General features: G+C 68.9%; 21 protein-coding genes, 1 tRNA gene and 1 pseudogene. 6 read left to right on the top strand and 17 right to left on the bottom strand.

Annotated features, from left to right (window positions below; all coding sequences use genetic code 11):
- Window positions 1-53 precede the first annotated feature (53 nt).
- The 8 genes from ABD327_RS35885 to ABD327_RS35850 form a co-directional block, all read right to left on the bottom strand.
- The gene (locus ABD327_RS35885) at window positions 54-779 is read right to left on the bottom strand and encodes a hypothetical protein (RefSeq protein ID WP_344457841.1); all 726 of its coding nucleotides are present in this window, start codon (window positions 777-779) and stop codon (window positions 54-56) included.
- 11 nt (window positions 780-790) lie between these two features.
- The gene (locus ABD327_RS35880) at window positions 791-1,033 is read right to left on the bottom strand and encodes a M57 family metalloprotease (RefSeq protein ID WP_344457839.1); all 243 of its coding nucleotides are present in this window, start codon (window positions 1,031-1,033) and stop codon (window positions 791-793) included.
- Between the two features lie 96 nt (window positions 1,034-1,129).
- On the bottom strand, window positions 1,130-1,831 hold the full coding sequence (locus tag ABD327_RS35875; protein WP_344457837.1) for an HAD family hydrolase: 702 nt from the start codon (window positions 1,829-1,831) through the stop codon (window positions 1,130-1,132).
- A complete protein-coding gene (locus tag ABD327_RS35870) occupies window positions 1,828-2,046 on the bottom strand; it encodes a DUF397 domain-containing protein (RefSeq protein ID WP_344457835.1) in 219 nt (72 codons plus the stop codon). The genes ABD327_RS35875 and ABD327_RS35870 overlap by 4 nt, the downstream gene beginning before the upstream one ends.
- Window positions 2,043-2,327 (bottom strand): Scr1 family TA system antitoxin-like transcriptional regulator, encoded by a 285-nt coding sequence (locus tag ABD327_RS35865; protein WP_344457832.1) that lies wholly within the window; start codon window positions 2,325-2,327, stop codon window positions 2,043-2,045. The genes ABD327_RS35870 and ABD327_RS35865 overlap by 4 nt, the downstream gene beginning before the upstream one ends.
- Window positions 2,328-2,574: 247 nt before the next feature.
- The gene (locus ABD327_RS35860) at window positions 2,575-3,066 is read right to left on the bottom strand and encodes a hypothetical protein (protein WP_344457830.1); all 492 of its coding nucleotides are present in this window, start codon (window positions 3,064-3,066) and stop codon (window positions 2,575-2,577) included.
- 886 nt (window positions 3,067-3,952) lie between these two features.
- Window positions 3,953-4,270 (bottom strand): helix-turn-helix domain-containing protein, encoded by a 318-nt coding sequence (locus ABD327_RS35855; protein WP_344457827.1) that lies wholly within the window; start codon window positions 4,268-4,270, stop codon window positions 3,953-3,955.
- The gene (locus ABD327_RS35850; RefSeq protein WP_344457825.1) at window positions 4,267-4,632 is read right to left on the bottom strand and encodes a type II toxin-antitoxin system RelE/ParE family toxin; all 366 of its coding nucleotides are present in this window, start codon (window positions 4,630-4,632) and stop codon (window positions 4,267-4,269) included. Before ABD327_RS35850 ends, ABD327_RS35855 begins: the two co-directional genes overlap by 4 nt.
- A 142-nt stretch (window positions 4,633-4,774) precedes the next feature.
- On the opposite strand from ABD327_RS35850, the gene ABD327_RS35845 reads away from it, so the two are divergent.
- On the top strand, window positions 4,775-5,542 hold the full coding sequence (locus tag ABD327_RS35845; protein WP_344457822.1) for a DeoR/GlpR family DNA-binding transcription regulator: 768 nt from the start codon (window positions 4,775-4,777) through the stop codon (window positions 5,540-5,542).
- 1 nt (window position 5,543) lies between these two features.
- Here the strand turns inward: ABD327_RS35845 and galK are convergent, their stop codons facing one another.
- From galK to ABD327_RS35820, 5 genes are all read right to left on the bottom strand, one after another.
- The gene (galK, locus tag ABD327_RS35840; protein ID WP_344457820.1) at window positions 5,544-6,626 is read right to left on the bottom strand and encodes a galactokinase; all 1,083 of its coding nucleotides are present in this window, start codon (window positions 6,624-6,626) and stop codon (window positions 5,544-5,546) included.
- Window positions 6,623-7,570 carry a UDP-glucose 4-epimerase GalE gene (gene galE, locus ABD327_RS35835; RefSeq protein ID WP_344457817.1) on the bottom strand — a complete coding sequence of 316 codons (948 nt, stop codon included), beginning with the start codon at window positions 7,568-7,570 and terminating at the stop codon, window positions 6,623-6,625. The genes galK and galE overlap by 4 nt, the downstream gene beginning before the upstream one ends.
- Window positions 7,567-8,613: a galactose-1-phosphate uridylyltransferase gene (locus ABD327_RS35830; protein ID WP_344457815.1), complete on the bottom strand. Its 1,047-nt coding sequence runs from the start codon at window positions 8,611-8,613 to the stop codon at window positions 7,567-7,569. The genes galE and ABD327_RS35830 overlap by 4 nt, the downstream gene beginning before the upstream one ends.
- Window positions 8,614-8,820: 207 nt before the next feature.
- Complete coding sequence (locus ABD327_RS35825; RefSeq protein ID WP_344457814.1) at window positions 8,821-10,098, bottom strand: family 16 glycosylhydrolase; 1,278 nt, start codon at window positions 10,096-10,098, stop codon at window positions 8,821-8,823.
- Window positions 10,099-10,165: 67 nt separating this feature from the next.
- Window positions 10,166-11,299: an ROK family transcriptional regulator gene (locus ABD327_RS35820; RefSeq protein ID WP_344457813.1), complete on the bottom strand. Its 1,134-nt coding sequence runs from the start codon at window positions 11,297-11,299 to the stop codon at window positions 10,166-10,168.
- A gap of 86 nt (window positions 11,300-11,385) precedes the next feature.
- Between ABD327_RS35820 and ABD327_RS35815 the strand changes: the two genes are divergently transcribed.
- The 5 genes and pseudogenes from ABD327_RS35815 to ABD327_RS37565 all read left to right on the top strand — a co-directional run.
- Window positions 11,386-12,687, top strand: a complete 1,302-nt coding sequence (locus ABD327_RS35815) for an ABC transporter substrate-binding protein (protein ID WP_344457812.1) — start codon at window positions 11,386-11,388, stop codon at window positions 12,685-12,687.
- Window positions 12,680-13,612 (top strand): carbohydrate ABC transporter permease, encoded by a 933-nt coding sequence (locus tag ABD327_RS35810; protein ID WP_344457811.1) that lies wholly within the window; start codon window positions 12,680-12,682, stop codon window positions 13,610-13,612. The genes ABD327_RS35815 and ABD327_RS35810 overlap by 8 nt, the downstream gene beginning before the upstream one ends.
- Entirely contained in the window at window positions 13,609-14,415 is an 807-nt protein-coding gene (locus ABD327_RS35805; protein WP_344457810.1) for a carbohydrate ABC transporter permease, read from the top strand. Before ABD327_RS35810 ends, ABD327_RS35805 begins: the two co-directional genes overlap by 4 nt.
- Before the next feature lie 13 nt (window positions 14,416-14,428).
- Window positions 14,429-15,691, top strand: coding sequence for a Gfo/Idh/MocA family protein (locus ABD327_RS35800; RefSeq protein ID WP_344457809.1), 1,263 nt, complete (start codon window positions 14,429-14,431; stop codon window positions 15,689-15,691).
- A 352-nt stretch (window positions 15,692-16,043) separates the two neighbouring features.
- Window positions 16,044-16,262 (top strand): annotated as a pseudogene (locus ABD327_RS37565) (IS5-like element ISAs34 family transposase); the annotation flags it as partial.
- A 215-nt stretch (window positions 16,263-16,477) separates the two neighbouring features.
- On the opposite strand, the gene ABD327_RS35790 reads toward ABD327_RS37565, so the two are convergent.
- From ABD327_RS35790 to ABD327_RS35775, 4 genes are all read right to left on the bottom strand, one after another.
- Window positions 16,478-16,551, bottom strand: a tRNA-Lys gene (locus tag ABD327_RS35790).
- Window positions 16,552-16,575: 24 nt separating this feature from the next.
- Entirely contained in the window at window positions 16,576-17,781 is a 1,206-nt protein-coding gene (locus ABD327_RS35785; protein WP_344457808.1) for an MFS transporter, read from the bottom strand.
- A gap of 304 nt (window positions 17,782-18,085) precedes the next feature.
- Window positions 18,086-18,601: a response regulator transcription factor gene (locus tag ABD327_RS35780; protein ID WP_344457806.1), complete on the bottom strand. Its 516-nt coding sequence runs from the start codon at window positions 18,599-18,601 to the stop codon at window positions 18,086-18,088.
- Between the two features lie 97 nt (window positions 18,602-18,698).
- Complete coding sequence (locus ABD327_RS35775; RefSeq protein WP_344457804.1) at window positions 18,699-19,604, bottom strand: LLM class F420-dependent oxidoreductase; 906 nt, start codon at window positions 19,602-19,604, stop codon at window positions 18,699-18,701.
- Window positions 19,605-19,608: the final 4 nt, after the last annotated feature.

Here is a 19,608-nt window from a genome sequence, read left to right as displayed (position 1 = left end):
CCGGAAGGCGCGAGACGCTCACACCCATGGCGACGGCCGTATGGGACACGCTCTTACTGGGCTTTGACGGTTTTGGCCAGGCTGGAGAGCTTGCCGGCTCCCTGGACGTCGTGGGCCAGAGACGCCCGGCCGGGGGGAGGGGCGTGGTCGGTGTCGGCCAGGGGGGTGACGATGCCCGAGGGGCCCTGGATCGCGAGGCCGCCGAAGGGGTGGATCAGCCGGTAGTAGGCCTTCTCGTCGGGGTTGACGCGGACGTCCTTCTTCGCCGTGGGGGGAAGCGTGCCCTTCCAGAGCAGGAACCACAGGGCCTGGCCCTCGGGGAGGGAGGGGCGGAGGTCGGCCAGGAGGGCGGGAGTACCGGAGGGATCGGGGTTGTCGAATTCGACGGTGATCTCGTCGAGCCCCTGGGCCTTCGAGCCGTGGAGTATCTCGACGGGTTCGAGGGTGACGCCGACGAACCCGTGGGTGTCGTCGCCGGTTCCCAGGACGCGGGTCTCCCGGACGCCGGTGACGCGGGCGGTGAGGACGAGCGTCGACTCCCGGACGCCCTCGGCCAGGCCCTCCGGCTCGGGGAGCCAGCTGGCCATGAGGTGGAACCGCCGGAAGAAGGCCGCGTCGGAAGGGCGCGGAGCATCCAGGTCCCCGCCGGCTGAAGGGCCCGCCGCCGGCGCGACGGGAGGCGGCGCGCCCCTCTCGTCCCCGCAGGCCGCGACACCGCAGAGGAGGAGGGACGCCGTCGCCGCGGCGGCGATGACCCTGTTCGTGCTCGTGGGATTCACGTGTCGCCTCGTCATGGGTAGTGGGCGTTCAGTTCGCCGATCTCACCGGAGCGCAGGAGCCGGGCGTCGAGAGAGGTGTGCATGCACGAGACGGTCCCGTCCGCGCCGACGTAGTAGTTGTGCCGCAGGCCGAGCGTGTGCCCGAGTTCGTGCCAGGCGACATGGTGCCGCACCGTCCAGTCCTGCATCACGGTGTTGACCCAGTAGTAGGTCGCGCCCAGCCAGTTGGTGTTGCCCCAGTCGTAGTCCGCCACCCGGACGTCGGGGTAGGGGTCCGACTGGTCGAAGTACGCCTGGACATTGGTCTGGTCGGTGAAGCTGTACGCCGAACGGGAGGCCCAAGGTCGTGTCTACCGGTGCGCCTGAACGTCGGCGGGAACCAAACTTGCCAAGACGGGTAGGACGTCGCGCAGGTCGTCGCCATCCACGGCGATGGTTGCAGCCTTCCGGGCCTCCGCGGAGGCGTTGAACGCCACGCTCAGCCCGACGGACGCGAACAGGGGCAGGTCGGATCGGCTGTCGCCGATCGCTCCGCATGCGAGGGGTTCCACCCCGAGGGCGGCCGCCTGCATGAGCGCGAAGTCCCGTTTGTCGTACTCGTCGAAGTGGCGGGCGACTCGCCCGGTGAACTGGCCGTTCATCGTCTCCAACTGCGGCCCGCAGAAGGCATGGAAGCCGAAACGGCCGGCCAGATGGCTGCCGACTGGGGACCATGCCAGGGTCGTCAGCACGGGCGCCAACGCATGTCGGCGGCACCAGGCCACAGTCTCCGCGATGCCCATGACCAGAGGAAGCCCGTCAAGCCGGCTACGGATCTGTTCCTCAGAGGCCCCGGCCCATCCTGCGGCGTCCAGCTCCGAGACCTGACGGTTGTCCACGGCACCGGCGGCATATGCATCCTCGGCTTCGGCCAACTCCTCGTGATGTCCGAGGAAACTTGCCAGAAAGAGGGATGAACTGGTCTTGGGCACGAGGGTGCCATCGACATCGAAGAACACAACGCCTGCATGGCCGGATGGGAGCATCGGCCAAGGGCGTGTCACTTCCGTCATTTATGAAACAGTTCCTGGTGGGTTCCTGTCTTCACATGCTGGAGAAAGGCCTGCCACTCGGGGCGGGTGAAGGTGAGGACCGACCCGTCTGGGTGCTTTGAGTCGCGTGCGAGGTGGGTGTGGCCTTGGACAGCGGTTTCGACGCACTCACCCCCGTTGTTGCTGTGGCTGCTCTTGCGCCACTGCAGGTCGGAGGAGTCGAGGGTCCGGCTCATGTGATTTCCTGAATTCTCCGTTGGATCAGGGCGCGTGAGTTGTCGGGGTTGAGGGATTTGGCTCGCAAGTGGTCGAAGACCTGATTGTATCGAGCGACTTGCGGCTTTTTCTCTAGGTAGAGGGCACCGTTCTGGGACTCCAGATAGGCCACGTCCAGGTCGAGTGATCCGGGAAATCCGAGGACCATGAAGGTTCCGTCCACGGCGGGATGCATTCCGGCCGAGAAGGGCAGGACCTGGACGGTCAGGCGGGCAGTGCCATGCGGGGGCATCGGGATCATCCAGGCGGGGACCGCGTCGCCGTAGGTGTGCCACCAGCCTTTCCGGCGGGCGTCGCGGGCGAGCCGGAAGGCTGGTTCGGTGTCGAGGCTCCGTCGGGCAGGTGCGCTGCATCGGCGTCACCGACCTGGGCGGCGGCGAACGCCCCAAGCTCGGGAACGGGGAGCTCGACTTACCGAGCGAGGAGGTCGGAGACCGTGGATCGTCGAAGAGCCGGCCTTGGCCGTCGGGTCTACGGCAGTCCGGAGCTCAGCTTCCCGCCTGCTGTTCGATGCGCAGAAACCACTCGACGTCGCCTTGGACGGAGACCTGCGGGGTGTAAGCGGCATCGGCGTGGACGGGACCCTCGTAGCCGTTGGGAGCAGCCCTGTCGCGGTCACAGTCGAAATCGAGGCCCAAGTGGCCGTGGCTCAGATAGTTGGGGTCGTCTGCGTGGGCTACCAGGCTGAACGTGAACGTCCCTTCGCCCAGGCAGGTGGCTGTCAGGCCGAGTTTCCTTCTTGCCTTCACCTGGATCGGAGAAAGGGTCTTGCTTCCGCGTTGTACCGATTCCAGCAGCAGGGTCCGCATGCCCTCGTTCATGCCAGGCGTGCTGATCGGTGGATCCGGGTAGATCTCGAAAGCATCCGCTGCGACCTCGTTGTTGGCGGGGCCTTCGGCAGCGCACGCGGCGAGGCACAGTGTCAGTGCGGCCGTACTGAGAACCGCTCCCGCCAGATGCCGGCGCGCCGGTCCGCGCATGCCGACAGGGTTTTCACATCTTCCTGGCGGGCGCATTGACCGTGACGGTGTTCCCAGAGTTGCCGAGTTCTCTTCCACGCCGGTCAACATAGACCTCCGCCTCTTACGCCAGGTAAGGAAGGGCTTCGTATTTCCCGGTGAGGGCGCTGGGGCGGAGCTCTTTACCGGGGTTGGGGGCGCGGCCCCCGATGAGCACAGTCCCGAGCGGAGCGAGGGGCCTCTGTGCCGGACGGGCGACGGGCTGACAACGAGCCGACACGGGAGACGGCCCCACCCATGAACGACACCAGCGCGTCCATGATCGGAATCATGAACGCGCTGGCCTTACTACTGTGCGCCGCCAGGGACTCGAACCCCGGACCCGCTGATTAAGAGCCCGCTCGACGCGTGATCCATGGATGCTGGACGGTGACCGGCTGTGCTGTTCTGTCCCGTCCTGGCCGCTGTTCGCTGGGGCCGGGTGGCCGGGCGGTGCCGGGTTCTGACGGTTGCTGATCAGCCGTTGGAGCTGACGTGGAGCGAACGGGCGTCGGTGATGTGCACCGGATGGGGCATGCGTTCGCTCGTACGGCGACGCTCACGCCCATGGCGGCGGCGAGATCCTTCTGGGTGGGTCCGGCATGCTTGCGTGCCTCGGAGAGTCGATGTCCGCCGCCTCGGCGAGTAGCTGACGTGCTCCGGCTTCGACCTCGGTAGGGGAGACTCCAGTGTCGTGCAGCTCTCGCTCCAGGATTTCCCAATCCTGCGGACTGTGCTTGGGCATGGTCACTCCTTCCTTTCTGGGCGTGGCCGATGCAGAGCTGTTCGGCTTGCGGGGTGCTGCCGCTGGGGACGAGCTTTCCTCGGACCACCGGCGGGGAGTGCTCCCCGCTGTATCGGGTTGTGCTCAGGCGATTGCGGTGATGTCTCCGTTGTCGAAGTAGATGGCCTGGTGAAGGCGTCCGCCGAGGGCGGTGGCGTAGCGTGCGAGTACTTCCTGCCCGGAGATCTTGCCTTGTTCGATCTGGGAGACCCGTCCCTTGGTCACGCCCATCCGTTCGGCGACCTGCTCCTGGGTGAGGCCACGGGTCCGCCGGATCTCCGCGAGCCGATGCCCGAGGACCTCGGCGAGGAGCTCCTTTTTGCCCTCGGCCACAGCGGATTCACCGCCCGCCCGCTCGACGTGCTCGGCCCGGATGTCACTCCACCGCGAATAACCGCTCATCGCCCGTCTCCCTCCTCTTCCGCCCGGGACTGCAGATGGATCCCGTACCGCTTTTCGGCCGGCGGAATCGCCTCGTCGTACCATTCGTTCCACCGACCGGCCTTGTCGCCGGCCACCAGCAGAATGCTGGACCTCCCTGGATCGAACGCGAACAGGATCCGTACGGTGCCCGGCCGCAACTCCTTGAGATTCCTGATCGTCGAGTTGGTGATGGTGTCCACCAGAGACCGTCCCAGACCGGGGCCGCCCTCGGCCAGAGCATCGATCGCCTGGACCACTCGAGCGTGTGCGGCATCGTCCAGGCCCTCGATCCACTCGCGCACCTCATCGACGACGTAGATCTCCCGCTCGCTCTCCACCATGTACGAAGTTTAGTAATAGGTATACCTCAGTCGCTGGCGGTTCCGTCGACCAGGCCCAGGCGAGGTGGCTGCCAAGCGCGTGATGTTCCCTGCTTGTTCGTACCATGTGCGATCGTGTGGGAAAAAGGAGGTCGGAGGTCGGGTGCTCGCGACGCAGCGGCAGCAGGAGATCGTGGATCTGGTGCGGGGGCGGGGCTCTGTGCGGGTCGCGGATCTCGTTGAGCGGTTCGGGGTCTCGGACATGACGATCCGGCGTGATCTGGAGGTGCTCGCCGAGCAGGGCGTGCTGGTCAAGGTGCACGGCGGGGCGACGGCTGTGGGGCCGCGAGCCGCTGAGGAGCCTGGGTTCGCCGCCAAGTCGGTCGTGCAGCGCGTGGAGAAGGAGGCGATCGCGGCGCGTGCCGTCGAACTGGTGCCGCCAGGTGCCACGGTCGCGATCTCAGCGGGGACGAGCACCTGGACGCTCGCTCTGCGGCTGGTCGGCGTGCCCCGCTTGACCGTCGTCACCAACTCGCTGCCGGTCGCCGAGGTCTTCCATCGCGAAGGGCGCGACGATCAGACCGTGGTGTTGACCGGGGGCGTTCGCACGCCCTCGGACGCGCTCGTCGGGCCGGTCGCGGTGGCGGCCCTGCGCACCCTCAACGTCGACCTGCTGCTGCTCGGCGTGCACGGGATGAGCACTCACGCCGGTTTCACCACCCCCAACCTGCTGGAGGCCGAGACGGACAGGGCGCTGGTCGCGGCCGCCCGACGCCGGATCGTGCTGGCCGACCACACCAAGTGGGGTGTCGTCGGAATCAGCACCATCGCCGAGCTCGGTGACGCCGACGTTCTGGTCACCGACCGGGGTCTGGGCGCGACCGCCCGCGATCAGCTCGCCGAGCGCGTCGGCGAGCTGATCGTCGTCTGAGCTACAGCGCGCGGGCGCCCGGCCCGGCCGTCGCCTCCAGGAACGAGGGCGCGGTCCAGGAGCGGACGGCGAACGCCGTCTCGACGGCCGCGACGACGGCCTCCGCCGCTTCCTCGGGCACCAGCGCGAGAATCGAGCCGCCGAATCCGCCGCCGACCATCCGGGCGCCGAGGGCTCCTGCGGACAGAGCGGCGGCCACCGCGACGTCGGCCTCTGGCCAGGAGACCTCGAAGTCCTCGCGCAGTGAGGTGTGCGAGGCGGTGAGGAGCATGCCGACCTGACGGAGGTCGCCGTCTTCCAGCAGGCGGACGGTCCGTGCCACGCGGGCGTTCTCGGTGACGACGTGTCGTGTCCTGCGGCGCAACGTCGGGTCGTCGAGCCGGGCCGGCGCCGCGTCGAGGTCGGCGACGGCGAGGTCCCGGAGCGCGGATACGCCCAGGAGTTCGGCCGCCTTGTGGCAGGCGGTGCGCCGTTCGGCGTAGGCGGCGTCGGCCAGGGAGTGCTCGGCGCGGGTGTCGACGACGAGTACGAGATGGCCGTCGAGGTCCAGCGGCAGGGCCGAGGACTCACCGGTGCGGCAGTCCAGCAGCAGGGCGTGCCCGGTCCTGCACAGGAGCGACGCCGACTGGTCCATGATTCCGCATGGGACACCCGCGTACTCGTGCTCGGCACGCTGGGCGATCACCGCGAGTTCCGGCCGGGCGACGTCGATCCCGTACAGGCCGGTCAGCGCCACGGCCGTCGCGCACTCCAGCGCCGCGCTGGAGGACAGGCCCGCCCCGCGCGGCAGATCCGAGGAGAAGCGCAGGGTCGCGCCGCCGACCGGGTACCCGGCCTCGCGCAGGCAGGCCGCGACGCCCGCCGGGTAGGCCGCCCATCCGGTGACGTGTCCGGGCCGCAGCCCGGTCAGCACGACCGAGGCCGACTCCCCCTCCGAACGCAGCTCCAGGACGTCGTCGTCGCGCCGGTCCGCCTCGACTGTGACGCCTTGGGACAGCGCGAAGGGCAGCACGAACCCGTCGTTGTAGTCGGTGTGCTCGCCGATGAGGTTGACGCGCCCGGGCGCGTGCCAGCGGCCGCTCACCGCGGAAACTCCCGCCAGGCGTCCTCGACCATGGTGGTGAGGCCGAGCACGGGCTCCCAGCCGAGGTCCGCGCGAATCGCCTCGGACGAGGCGATGAGCACGTCGGGGTCGCCCGGCCGGCGCGGCGCGTCCATCGCTGCGATCGGGCGGCCGGTCACCTGCCGGCAGACCTCGATGACCTCCTGCACCGAGTAGCCCGCACCGTTGCCGAGGTTGTAGATCATGTGGGCGCCGGGCTCGCACACCGCCAAGGCCAGAAGATGGGCCCGTCCCAGATCTGTGACGTGGATGTAGTCGCGCACGCACGTGCCGTCGGCCGTCGAATAGTCGGAACCGAAGACGGACACCGGCTCGTCGGTGACGGCCGCGCGCAGCACGTTGGGGATCAGATGGGTCTCCACGGCGTGCCGTTCGGCGAGCGCGCCGTGTGCTCCGGCGACGTTGAAGTACCGCAGCGAAACCGCTCCGAACCCGTTCAGCCGGGCGAACTCCGTCAGCGCCACGTCGATCGCCAGCTTGGTGGCGCCGTAGGGGTTGCCGGGCCGTGCGGGGGCGTCCTCGGTGATCGGGACGGTCTCGGGCTCGCCGTAGACCGCTGCCGTCGAGGAGAAGACGATCTTCTTGACGCCGGTGGCGCGCATGGCGTCCAGCAGCGCGAGGGTCTCTCCGAGGTTGCCGTCCCAGTAGACGTCGGGCCGCTCGACCGACTCTCCCACCAGCGACTTGGCGGCGAAGTGCAGCACGGCGTCGAACCCGCCCGAGGCCAGGACCGGGCGGGCCTGCTCGCGTAGCGTCCCCTTGACGAACGCGGCACGCCCGTCGACGGCGTCGGCGTGACCCGTTGACAGGTCGTCCAGGACGACGACGTCGTGGTCCGCGTCGAGCAGTTGGGAGGCGACCACGCTGCCGATATATCCGGCGCCACCGGTGACCAGGACCTTCATCGCTCTCTCTTTCCGTAGGCCTCGCGCAGCCTGGCGGCGGCGTGCTCGGGCAGGACGTCGTTGAGGAACGCGCCCGCGCCCGACTCGCTGGAGGCCGGGTACTTCCACTTGTCGGCGGCCCGGCGGGTGGTGAAGACCTGCACGTACAGGTGGTTCAGGACGTCGCGGTGCCGGACCGGCGCCTGGTGCCAGCAGGCCATGTACGGAGTCGGGCCGCCGGGGAACAGCGCCTCGAAGCGGGCGAGGACGTCGCGGTACAGCAGCATCAGCTCGCGCCGCTCCTCGTCCGGCAGCGACGGCAGGTCGGGAACGCACGACAGCGGGGCGATATGGACTTCGAACGGCCAGCGTGCGGCCTCCGGCACGTAGGCGACGAAGTTCCCCGATGAGGCCACGACACGTGGTCCGGCCGCCTCGACCGCGGTTACCGAGCACAGCAGGCATTCGCCGTGCCGCTCCAAGTGCGCACGAGCCGAGGCGAGCACCGCCGTCTGGACGGGCGGCAGGTAGGGGTAGGCGTAGATCTGCCCGTGCGGATGGACGAGCGTCGCCCCCACCCGCTCCCCTCGGTTCTCGAACACGAAGACCTGCTCGACCCCCGGCAGCCCGGACAACGCCGCCGTCCTATCGGCCCAGGCCCGTCCGATCGTCTCCATCCGCACGTCGGGCAGCTCTGGTACCGACCGGTCGTGCTCGCTGGAGAACACCACCATCTCGCACCGCCCGCCGACCGGCCCGCCGAGCGCCGGGAATCGATTCTCGAACACCGCCACGTCGTACTCCGCGGCCGGTACCTCGCTCGGTGCCCCGGGCCGGCTCGGGCACAGCGGGCAGTCACCGCCCGCCGAGCTCAACGTCCGCCTCTGCCGACCGGCCGCGATCACCACGACCTGCCCCGTCAACGGGTCCCGCCGCGTCTCCCCTCCCGGCGCGAACTTCGGCAGCTTCCGGACGTCACGGCCGCCTCTCGTACGGCCGGGCACGTCGTCCCAGTAGGCGATCTCTCGTTCGTCCGCCAGCAACCCCGCGCTGTCGTGTCCCAAACCAACTCACTCCAACATCATCGAACATGGCCTTCTCAGGCTTCGACGTGCATAGAACCAGGATGTTAAGCAGAACAATCGGAGCTTACTCCGCCCTGCCATGTTTTAAAATGTTGATTAATGATGGATTTTCCAGTGTGAATGATCCAGGCGAGGGTCGGCGGTCCGGGCCGATGCCTCGCCCGGACCGCGTCGTGCCGGGGCCGGTCAGCCGACCGGTTCGAGGGTCCACTGGCTGGTCCACCAGCCGGGAGGGGCGTTGCCGTACTGGACTGAGCCGGTCCGGCTCTCGGTGTGGGCGTAGGTGCCCTTCCACCGGTTCTTCAGGCGGATGCGGTCGTCGACGGTTTCTCGGGTCCATTGGGCAGACCAGTAGGTGCCCGGGACCGTGCCGGTCTGGACGTTGCCGGTCTGGTTCTCCATGTGCAGGTAAGCGCCGGTCTCGCGGTTCTTGAAGCGGACGTGGCCGCCCTCGGCGTTCTCGACGGCCCACTGGGTCGACAGGTCGGTGGCGGGCAGGGCGCCGTACTTGGCGGTGCCGCTGCCGTCGTCGTCGACGTACTGGCCGGTCTCGCGGTTCTTGAGCCGGTAGTAGGACTCGGGGTAGCCGCCGTTCTTCTTCCAGACGCGGACGTAGTCGACGCTCCAGGTCTTGGGCCAGACGTCGTTGTGCTGGCCGGAGCCGGCGTCGGTGTAGATGCCCATGATCATTCCCATGGGCATGTTGGGCGCGTCGGGGATGGTCCGGTACAGCTGCCCGTCGTAGTAGAACTTCAGCTCGGTCGGCGTCCACTCCATGCCGTAGGTGTGGTACTCGGTGGTCGGGGAGCCGCTCGGGACAGCCGCGTCGGACAGGTACCAATTGGACAGGAAGTCGGGGTTGCCCCAGCCGTATGCGGCGATGCGCCAGTTGTTCGGCTTGTTGAAGAAGGTCTCCACCATGTCGATCTCGGGGTTGGCCGAGGCGCTGGTGGTGTCATCGGTGCCGACCAGCCACAGGGCCTGGTGGCCGCCGCCGCCGACGTTGGAGTTCTTGGCCCGGATCTCGAAGTAGCCGTACTTGGTGGTGTAGCCGTTGAAGTCCGGCTCGTGGTGGTCGTTGGGCATCGAGCCGTTGAACCGGTGCCACCAGTCCTTGTTGTAGGTCTGAATGGAGGAGATCTTGACCGTGGTGTCGTACCGAGAGTTCCACGCCGGGGTGTCGGCGTCGATGCGTTCGGTGAGGACGCCGTCGGCGATGGTGTAGCGGGCCTTGGCCTTCTCCCGCTCGGAGGTCCAGTGCGGCAGGTAGTACGGCAGCCACCGGTCGGTGTCCAGGGTGGTGCCGTCGAACTCCTCGCTGAAGTCGAGGGTGTAGCCGGGCTTGTCGAGGGGGCTGGGAGGAGTGTCGTCGGCGTGGGCGGGGGCGGCGGGGATCGTTGCGAGCGTGACGGCAAGGAGCGGTGCGGCGAGGGCTGAGAGGGCCCTTCGCAGGCTGTGCGCCATGGCATTCCTCGTGGGGATCGAGCGAAAGAAAATTTCGTTCGAAATATCCGTGATGCCCGACCTCGTGTCAAGAGGGTGATTCGTCCGAGGTGAACAGTTCGGCGCGGACGCGGTCACGTGCGGCCTCGATCGCCCCGATGGCCACGGCTTCGTCGCCGAGCGCGGAGATCGCCAGTTCGGGCACCTCGTAGAGGACGTCCGCGAGGTGGGAGCGCATCGGTTCGAGGACGGCGGCGCCCGCCCGGGCGATGCCGCCGCCGACCACGATGAGCTGCGGATCGACGGCCAGCGCCATCGCGCCGACGCCTTGGGCCAGCGCGCGGGCATAGGCTCCGACGGCCGTGATCGCGTCCCGGTCGCCTTTGCGGGCCTGGGAGAAGACCCATTCGATGGAGTTCGCGCCCGGCCCGACCCCGGCGTCGGACAGTAGCTTGTCCGGCGCGGTCGACCAGCCCAGGCCGGGGTGGCGCCCTATCTCGCCGGCCGCTCCGCTGCCGCCGGTGAAGGGCCTGCCGTCCACCAGGACGCCCACCCCCAGGCGGTGCCCGGCGTGGACGTAGAGCACATGGGCGACTCCCTGGGCGGAGCCGACCCGGTGCTCGGCCAGGACCGCCAGGTTGGCGTCCTTCATGGCCGTGACCGGGCAGCCGAGCCGTTCGCCCAGCTCCTCGGCCAGGCGGATGCCGGTCCAGCCGGGGATCGCGACGCTGAGCCGGACCACGCCGTCATCGATGATGCCGGGGCTGCCGGCGCCGGCAGCCCACAGCGCGGGCGAGCCCTGCGGCCGGATCCGGGCCAGCAGCTCCACGACGGCGTCGATGCGCTGGCGGGCGGTCAGGCCGGGGTCGATGGCCGTCCGGGCCGCCGCCATCTGCCGTCCGGCCAGATCGGTGACCCGCGCCGAGATCGCGTGCGCCCCGATGTCCAGGCCCGCCAGCTGGCCGGCCTCCCCGGCGAACCGGTACCGCTGGGCGGGCCTGCCGCCGGTCGGGACGGTGTCGTGTCCGTCCAGGGCGAGTAGCCGCGCATCGACCAGGGAAGTGAGGATTCCCTGCACGGTGGGGCGTGACAGGCCCGTCACGCGGGCCACGCCGCTGATGGTCAGGGACGGGCCCTCATACAGAAGCCGCAGCACGCGGCGGGTGTTCAGGTGCCGCAGAGAACTCTGGTCTCCGCCCGGCAGGGCGTCGCCTATCGTCATGCGTCACCTCTTGACGAACCGCTGATGTTGCGCTCACCATACCGAAAGCAAGTTTCTTTCGAAACCTGAGAACGGGAGCCCCCCATATGAAGATCGCGAAGCTGACGGCCGGGGCGGCTGTCGCGGCGCTGGCCCTGAGCGCCTGCGCGCCCGGCTCGTCGCAGGACAAGCCCGCGACCAAGCCCGGCGGCACTGTGCAGACCGGGGTCCCGGAGGGGAACGTCGAGCTCGACCTGATCGCCACCCCTGAGTCAGGTGCGGCGATGAAGGAGATCATCCCGGCGTTCGAGGCCAAGTACCCCAATGTCAAGGTCAAGTACGTCGACACCTCCTACGAGGACTACAACAAGTCGCTCAACCTGGCGCTGGCCTCCGACACCTCGCCGGACATCGCCCTGCTCAACGTCGTGGGCACCTCGGTCAAGGACGGCCTGGTCCTGAACCTCCAGCCCTACGCCGAGGCCTACGGCTGGGAATCGGCCTACCCGACGGGGCAGCTCAACCAGTGGCGGGTGGCCGCCGACGGCACCACGCTGGGCAGCGGCGACCTGTACGCCGCGCCGGCGTCGTTCTCCCAGGTCGGCCTCTACTACAACAAGGCCAAGCTGGCGAAGCTGGGAGTGGAGGCTCCCACCACGTTCGAGGAGCTGGAGGCGAGCCTCGCCAAGGCCAAGGAGGCCGGCGAGACCCCGCTGCAGCTGGGCAACAAGGAAGGGCATGCCGCCTTCCCCATCCAGTTGATCGGCCAGTCCACCGACGGCCCGGCCTCCTACGCCAAGTGGGCGTTCGGGGAGAAGGGATCCTCCTTCGACACCGCGGGCAACCAGAAGGGAGCCCAGGCCCTCCTGGACTGGGGCACGAAGGGCTACTACTCCAAGGACGCCAACGGCATCGACCTGCAGGGCGCGGTCGACAAGTTCGTCAACGGCGACGGCGTGTTCTTCGTCGACGGCTCCTGGGATTCCAAGAAAATCGGCGACGGGCTGAAGGCCGACGCCGGCTTCATGCCCTTCCCCGGCGCGAAGGCCACCGCGATCGGCACCTCCGTCGCCTACGCGATCTCCGCGCGCTCCGAGAACCAGCAGGCCGCCGCCGCGTTCCTGGACTTCCTGCGCACCCCGGAGGCGGCCAAGGCATCCTTCGCCCAGGGCTTCATGCCCTCCGACGCCTCCACCGTGACCGCCGAGCCCGGCACGCTGTCGGCCGACCTCGTCGCGGCCTGGAACAAGGTCAACGCAGACGACGGTCTCATCGGCTTCAACAACAACGCCACCGCGACCATGAACGACACCCTGGTCGCCGAGACGCAGAAGCTGATCGGCGGCAAGCAGGACCCGGCCGGCTTCATCAAGGCCGTCCAGGACGACTGGACCAAGACGCATGGCTGATACGGCCATCCGCCCCGCCCGCCCCGTCGCTCAGCCGACGGGGCGGGCCCGCAAGCCCCGGCGCCGGACCGCCCGCCTGGTGCCGCTGTTCTACACGCTGCCCGCCCTGCTGTTCTACGTCGCGTTCGTGATCGCTCCCTGGCTGCACAGCCTCTGGATCTCGTTCTGGAACTGGAACGGCATCGGCACGGCCACCTGGGCGGGCCTGGACAACTACCGGACGGTGTTCACCGACCCGGCGCTGCGCTCCTCGATCGGGCACGCCTTCGGGTTCATCGTCTTCTATTCCGTCATCCCGATCTGCTTCGGGCTGGTCCTGGCGGCGCTCGTCGCGGCGATCCCGTGGAAGGCGATGCCGTTCATCCGCACCGTGCTGTTCCTGCCGCAGATCCTGCCGCTGGTCGCGGTCGGCGGCGTGTGGAAGCTGTTCTTCAGCGACGACGGCCCCTTCAACGACATCCTGACGGCGGTCGGGCTCGGCGACTGGAGCCGGGCCTGGCTGGGCGACTTCACCTGGGCTTATCCGGCCGTCGGGATCGTCGGCACCTGGGTCAGCACCGGGCTCTGCTTCCTGCTGTTGCTGTCGGGCATCGGCAAGATCGACCCGGCGCTGTACGAGGCGGCCCGGGTGGAGGGCTGCGGACGGGTCCGCGAGTTCTGGTACGTCACCGTGCCCGGACTGCGACGGGAGATCGCCGTGGCCGCGACGGTGACCGTCATCGCGGCGCTGGCGAGCTTCGACGTCGTCTACGTGATGACCGCCGGCGGCCCCGGCGAATCGACCATGGTCCCCGGCGTCGCGATCTACCGGCTGACCTTCACCGCCGGCCAGGTGGGAACCGCGTGCGCGCTGGCGACCGTCCTGTCCGTGCTGACCTGCGCCGTCATGTACGGCCTCAACCGGCTCACCCGGGAGAAGCCATGACCCGCCACCTGACGCGCCTGTCGCTGCTCGTCGCGGCGGCCTCGGTCCTCGTCCCCTTCTACGCGATCGTGGCGGCCTCACTCCGGCCGCAGGACGAACTGTCACCCGGACTCGGCTGGCCGTCGGACCCCCAGTGGCACAACTACGCCGACGCCTGGACCACCGGCGGCTTCGCCGAGCTGATGCGCTCCAGCCTGATCATCGCCTGCGGGGTCGTGCCCATCGCCCTCATCCTGGCCACTCTGGCCGGATACGGGCTGTCGACCATGCGGCTGGCCGCCAAAGGCCCGATCTTCGCGCTGCTCATGCTCGGGCTCGCACTGCCGTACGAGGCCATCGTCATCCCGCTGTACTACGACCTGAAGACGGTCGGCCTGCTCAACACCTACTGGGCGGTGATCCTCCCGCTCATCGGAGCGTTCATGCCCTTCGGGGTGTTCTGGATGCGCAACCACTTCGAGTCGCTGCCCCCGGAGCTCACCGAAGCCGCCGCGATGGACGGAGCCTCCAGCGGCCAGATCCTCCGCAAAATCCTCCTGCCGACCGCGCGGCCCGCGCTGACCACCCTCGGGCTGCTCTACTTCATGTGGGCATGGAACCAGTTCCTGCTCGCGCTGATCCTCATCCAGGACCCCTCTATGCGCACCGCGCCGTCGGGCCTCGGCAAGTTCATCCAGGCCTACGGCCGCAACATTCCACTGCTCAGCGCCGGGACGGTCATCGTCATCGTCCCCGTGGTCATTCTTTATCTGTTCTTCCAGCGCCACTTCGTGAAGGGCATCCTTCAAGGTGCCGTCAAGTAGGAGACACCAACACATGTCCGTCACTCTGGCGATCGTGGGCACCGGAGCGCGAGGCGCCGCCTACGCGCGACTCGCGGCCGCCCACGGCCAGGCGACGATCGTCGCCGTGGCCGAACCCGACCCGGCCCGCCGCGCCGCCGTGGCCGCCGAATTCTCCCTCCCCGCCGACCAGTGCTTCACCGGATGGCACGAGCTCGCGGCCCGGCCGAAACTTGCCGACGCCGTCATCATCGCCACCCCCGACCAGATGCACGCCGACCCCGCCGTCGCCCTCGCCGCCCGCGGCTACGCCATCCTGCTGGAGAAGCCGATGGCCCCCACACCCGAGGAGGCCGACCGCATCGTCGCCGCCGCCGTCGCCAACGACGTCCTGCTGGCCGTCTGCCACGTGCTGCGCTACACCCCCTACTCTCGCGCCCTGAAGGCACTGCTGGACGAGGGCCGCATCGGCGACATCGTCAGCATCGAGCACTTGGAGCCCGTCGGCTGGTGGCACCACGCCCACAGCTACGTCCGCGGCAAATGGGCCGTGGAAGCCGAATCCTCCTCCATGCTCCTGGCCAAGTCGTGCCACGACATCGACTGGCTCGGCCACCTCATCGGCCGACCCGTCACCCGCGTGTCCTCCTTCGGCGGACTCCGGCACTTCCGGCCCGACAACCGGCCCGACGGCGCCGGAATACGCTGCGTGACCTGCCCGGTCGAACGGTCCTGCGTCTACTCGGCGGTCCGCATCTACGAGCGGTTCCTCGGCGACCCCGTCTACGAGGCCTGGCCGCTGAGCGTCCTCACCGAGGACATCACCGCCACCGGCCTGCGCAAAGCACTCGAAGACGGCCCCTACGGCGAATGCGTCTACTCCGGCCGCAACGACGTCGTCGACCACCAGGTCGTCAACCTCGAATACCAAGGCGGTGTCACCGTCTCGTTCACCATGACCGCCTTCACCGCCCTCGACTTCCGCAAAACCCGCATCTTCGGCACCCGCGGCAGCGTCGAAGGCGACGGCCGCACCCTGCGCATCCACGACTTCCTCACCGACACCACCCACACCCTCGACTTCGACCGCGGCGGCGACGCCTCGGCCGCCGACGGCCACGGCGGCGCCGACGCCGCAATGATCAGCGCCTTCCTCGACGCCGTCCGCACCGGGGACCACGCCCACGTCACCTCAGGCCCCGAAGAATCCATCTCCTCCCACCGCGTCGTCTGGGCAGCCGAACACGCCCGCCACACCAATACAGTCGTCACCCTCCCCACCGGTGGCACCTCCTGACCTCGGGTTTTCAAGGGGCACTTTCATCTGAAGAACACAGGCCGGAACGCCAAGAGCGTGGCGTCTGGGGACGGTTCGGAGATCGGGAGTCGTGGGAGGGGCGACCCGACAACCGGCAGAGCGGTGTAGCCGGTGGAGCACCAGGACGGAGCCCTCGCGCTCGCCAGGATCAAGAGCCGACCCGGGGGTCGGCGTTGGGCGTCTTGATCACCGGAGTACCCGGTTCGGGCCCGTCGCTCCAGGGCGTGTGTGATGCTGTGATCAATCTCCGGGTTCCGCCCGTGCCAGGGGTGGGGCCCGGTAGGAAGCCGGACATGACGCGCAGGAGAGCGCAGAGGGCCCCGACCTGAACCAGCGGCGGCGGGTGCGGCGACGGCGCAAGCTCCGCCTGAAACAGGCTCTGCTGGGACGCTCGCAAGGCGGGCTGACCAGCAAGGTTCATCTGGCCGCCGACCGCAGGTGCCGCCCGTTGGCGTTCATCCTGGCCGCCGGGCAGGCCGCCGACAGCCCGCAGTTCATCTCTGTGCCGGCCAAGGTGCGCACCCGCCTGCCCGTCGGCCGTCCCCGCACCCGGCGGCCCGAAGCGGTCGCCGGCCCGTCGGCCATGACCCCGGCCTCTACCGGGAGCGCAACACCATCGAGCGCCTGATCAACAAGCTGAAGGCCTGGCGGGGCATCTCCACCCGCTGGGGGTGATTCGGGGCTGGTCTCCCACCGGTCCCACCACGGCCCCACCAACAGAACCGGGCGCTCTCCTTTGAGGGAGAACGCCCGGTTCAGTGTGGGTGCGCCGCCAGGGACTCGAACCCCGGACCCGCTGATTAAGAGTCAGCTGCTCTAACCAACTGAGCTAGCGGCGCCGGTGTCTTTCGACGAGGAGAACATTACCGGGGCCCGGGGATTTGCGCGAATCGGAGGGTGGCGCGGCGGGTGCGGTGGATCTGCCAGAGGCCCAGGAGCCACAGGGGGTACTGGGCGAGCCAGGCGAGGCGGAAGGCGTCGAAGGTGAAGGCGGAGGTGGGGCTGGCGAGGTCGAGGATGACGCCCATGGCCAGGATGGCGATGAGGGCGGCGGTGAAGCCGCCGGCGTTGACGATGCCGGTGGCGGTGCCGAGGCGGTGGGCGGGGTTGTGCTCGCGGGCGTGGTCGAAGCCGATCATGGCGGCGGGGCCGCCGAAGGCGGTGGCGACGACCAGGGCGGTGAGCAGCCACAGGGGGGAGCGGACGGGCATGGCGAGGACGACGGTCCAGGTCAGGATGATCAGGACGGCGATTCCCACGGCCACGCGGACGTGGTGGGTGGGGTGGGTGCCGAGCCAGCGGCCGATGAGGGGGCCCGCGGCCATGGTGGCCACGACGAAGACCAGCAGCAGGGTGCCTGCGGTGGTGGGGGACAGGCCCTGCGCGGAGACGAGGTAGGGGTAGCCCCACATGAGGGAGAAGGTGTTGGCGCTGAACTGGGTGACGAAGTGCGTCCACAGGCCGAGCCGGGTGCCGGGGTGCCGCCAGGCGTCGACGAGGTTCGCCCGGATCTGGGGGAGGGTGGGAATGGCGGCGTCGCGCGGGGGGTCGCGCAGGACGGCGAAGGCCAGGACGGCGATGAGGAGGCCCAGCGAGGCGGCCGAGCCGTAGGCGGTGCTCCAGCCGGGGCCGTGCAGGAGCGCGACGAGAGGGATGGCGCTGAGGATCTGCCCGGCCTGGCCGAGGAGGCCGGTGAGCTGGGTGAGGAGCGACGCGTACCGGGGCGGGAACCAGCCGGTGGCGAGGCTGAGGACGCTGACGAACGTGGTGGCGTCGCCGGCGCCGACGAGCACGCGGGCGGCGATGGCCGTGCCGACGTCGGGGGCGAAGGCGAGCATGAGCTGGCCCGCTGACATCAGCAGGGCCCCGGTCGCGATCATCGTCCGGGGGCCGAACCGGTCGAGCAGCAGGCCCGCGGGGATCTGGCAGACGGTGTAGACGAGCACCTGCAGGACCGCGAAGGTCGACAGGACGCTCGCGGTGACCTGGAACCGTTCGGTGGCCTCGATGCCGGCGACGCCGAAGGACGTCCGGTGCAGCACCGCCGTGATGTAGGCGAGAATGCCCACCGCCCAGATGGTCCAGGCGAGCCGTGTGGCACGGGTGGCCGGAGACGGAAGGGCGGTGGGCGATTCTGGGGCGTTTGGCACGGTCCAACACTTTAATTGGAGTGTGCGGCACACCTTGACGTCGGGGCACGTGGCCCAAAACACATGAAACCGCGAATCACGTCCAATACATGGACGACTGCCTCCTTCAGCTAAAAGAGCATTCGATCCACGGGAGTCATTCCCCGCGCGGGGGTGGCACAACCGGCGACGAATCACTTACTCACAGTCGGCGTGAACTCGCCGTGAGGACGCCGAAAGGGGATCAACTGATGAGTCTTTCGCTCAGAACGCCCCGCCACAGGGAGATCGCCGTGGCGCGGTTGGGCACGCCCAGCTTGGAGTAGATCCGGTTCACGTGGTTCTTCACGGTCTTCTCGCTGAGGTACAGCTCGCGGGCGATCTCCCCGTTGGAGCGCCCGGCGGCGATGAGGTCCATCACCTCGGCCTCGCGGGCGGACAGCCCGAGCCCGGCCCGGGCCGCCGCCCGCACCGCCCGCACGAAGTCCAGGTGGTCGAAGTCCTCGGCGAGGTCCGTCCCCAGCACCAGGACCCGGCAGCGCTGGTTCAGGGCCGGCGCGAAGGCCGGGTCGTCCAGGACGACGACGTCGGGCCGCAACTGCAGGACGAGCGGCAGCGGATCTCCGGGAGTGTCGCCGATGACGAGGGTGTCCCCGCAGGTGCCGATCCGCGCGGCCATGGACGCGCGCACCACCGGATCCGCGTGCGTCACCAGGACTCTGAGCGGTTCACGTCCGTTCGAGGTCGTGCCCGTGGTCATGGCGGTTTCTCCCGATGTCTAAGGCTTTGCCCGTTCGGATAAGCCGGGATCCTAACCGTCGGTATAGCCCGCTGTCACTGGCGTGTGGCGCAATTCCTCACAACTGGGAAAGAACTTCCGAGGCCACCAGATCGAGATGGTCCAGATCTGAAGGATCGAGGACCTGCAAATACAGCCTTCCGGCGCCCGCCTCGGCGAACTGCCCGATTTTGTCTACCAATTCGGAAGGCGTCCCCGCCAGTCCGTCGGTCCTCAGCTGCTCGGGCGAGCGGCCGATCGCCTCGGCCCGCCGCGCGAGTTCGGCCTCGTCCCGCCCGCAGCACAGCACCTGGGCCGCGGAGTAGACGAGGTCTCGCGACGCCGCCGCGCGCACCCGCTCGAACGCCTCGCGGGTCTCGTCCACGGAGTGGAACGGCACGTTGTACTCGGCGGCGAAGCGGGCCGCGAGCGCGGGCGTCTTCTTGCGGCCGACCCCGCCGATGATGATCGGCGGACCCCCGTCCTGGACGGGCTTGGGCAGCGCGGGCGAGTCCGTCAGCTCGTAGTGCTCGCCGGAGAAGGAGTAGGGCCCCGGCGCCCGCCACAGCCCCGTGATGATCTCGAGCTGCTCCTCGAGCCTGGCGAAGCGCTCCGCGGTCGGCGGGAAGGGGATGCCGTAGGAGGCGTGCTCCCGCTCGTACCATCCGGCGCCCAGGCCCAGCTCGACCCGTCCGCCGCTCATCTGGTCCACCTGGGCGACGCTGATGGCCAGCGGGCCGGGCAGCCGGAAGGTGGCGCTCGTGACCATGGTGCCCAGGCGGATCGTGGAGGTCTCGCGGGCCAGCGCCGCGAGCGTCAGCCAGGCGTCGGTGGGGCCCGGCATGCCGTCGCCCCGGGCGATGACCTGGTAGTGGTCGGACCGGAAGAACGCGTCGAATCCGCACTCTTCCGTCCGGCGCGCCACCTGGAGCAGCCGGTCGTAGGTCGCGCCTTCCTGAGGCTCGGTGAAGATACGCAAAAGCATGATT

Source organism: Actinocorallia aurantiaca (assembly GCF_039533685.1).
Lineage (GTDB): Bacteria > Actinomycetota > Actinomycetes > Streptosporangiales > Streptosporangiaceae > Actinocorallia > Actinocorallia aurantiaca.
The sequence above is the reverse complement of the archived record's forward strand: the minus strand, read 5'-3'. Positions and strand labels throughout refer to the sequence as shown.

What these genes read in the sequence shown, in the direction of transcription:
- ABD327_RS35800 (WP_344457809.1), top strand. Translation starts at nt 14,429, where the DNA reads ATGTCCGTCACTCTGGCGATCGTGGGCACCGGAGCGCGAGGCGCCGCC.
- galE (WP_344457817.1), bottom strand. Translation starts at nt 7,570, where the DNA reads ATGAAGGTCCTGGTCACCGGTGGCGCCGGATATATCGGCAGCGTGGTC.
- ABD327_RS35820 (WP_344457813.1), bottom strand. Translation starts at nt 11,299, where the DNA reads ATGACGATAGGCGACGCCCTGCCGGGCGGAGACCAGAGTTCTCTGCGG.
- ABD327_RS35870 (WP_344457835.1), bottom strand. Translation starts at nt 2,046, where the DNA reads ATGAGCCGGACCCTCGACTCCTCCGACCTGCAGTGGCGCAAGAGCAGC.
- ABD327_RS35825 (WP_344457814.1), bottom strand. Translation starts at nt 10,098, where the DNA reads ATGGCGCACAGCCTGCGAAGGGCCCTCTCAGCCCTCGCCGCACCGCTC.
- ABD327_RS35805 (WP_344457810.1), top strand. Translation starts at nt 13,609, where the DNA reads ATGACCCGCCACCTGACGCGCCTGTCGCTGCTCGTCGCGGCGGCCTCG.
- ABD327_RS35875 (WP_344457837.1), bottom strand. Translation starts at nt 1,831, where the DNA reads ATGACGGAAGTGACACGCCCTTGGCCGATGCTCCCATCCGGCCATGCA.
- ABD327_RS35860 (WP_344457830.1), bottom strand. Translation starts at nt 3,066, where the DNA reads ATGCGCGGACCGGCGCGCCGGCATCTGGCGGGAGCGGTTCTCAGTACG.
- ABD327_RS35810 (WP_344457811.1), top strand. Translation starts at nt 12,680, where the DNA reads ATGGCTGATACGGCCATCCGCCCCGCCCGCCCCGTCGCTCAGCCGACG.
- ABD327_RS35865 (WP_344457832.1), bottom strand. Translation starts at nt 2,327, where the DNA reads ATGATCCCGATGCCCCCGCATGGCACTGCCCGCCTGACCGTCCAGGTC.
- ABD327_RS35855 (WP_344457827.1), bottom strand. Translation starts at nt 4,270, where the DNA reads ATGAGCGGTTATTCGCGGTGGAGTGACATCCGGGCCGAGCACGTCGAG.
- ABD327_RS35850 (WP_344457825.1), bottom strand. Translation starts at nt 4,632, where the DNA reads ATGGTGGAGAGCGAGCGGGAGATCTACGTCGTCGATGAGGTGCGCGAG.
- ABD327_RS35775 (WP_344457804.1), bottom strand. Translation starts at nt 19,604, where the DNA reads ATGCTTTTGCGTATCTTCACCGAGCCTCAGGAAGGCGCGACCTACGAC.
- ABD327_RS35815 (WP_344457812.1), top strand. Translation starts at nt 11,386, where the DNA reads ATGAAGATCGCGAAGCTGACGGCCGGGGCGGCTGTCGCGGCGCTGGCC.
- ABD327_RS35780 (WP_344457806.1), bottom strand. Translation starts at nt 18,601, where the DNA reads ATGACCACGGGCACGACCTCGAACGGACGTGAACCGCTCAGAGTCCTG.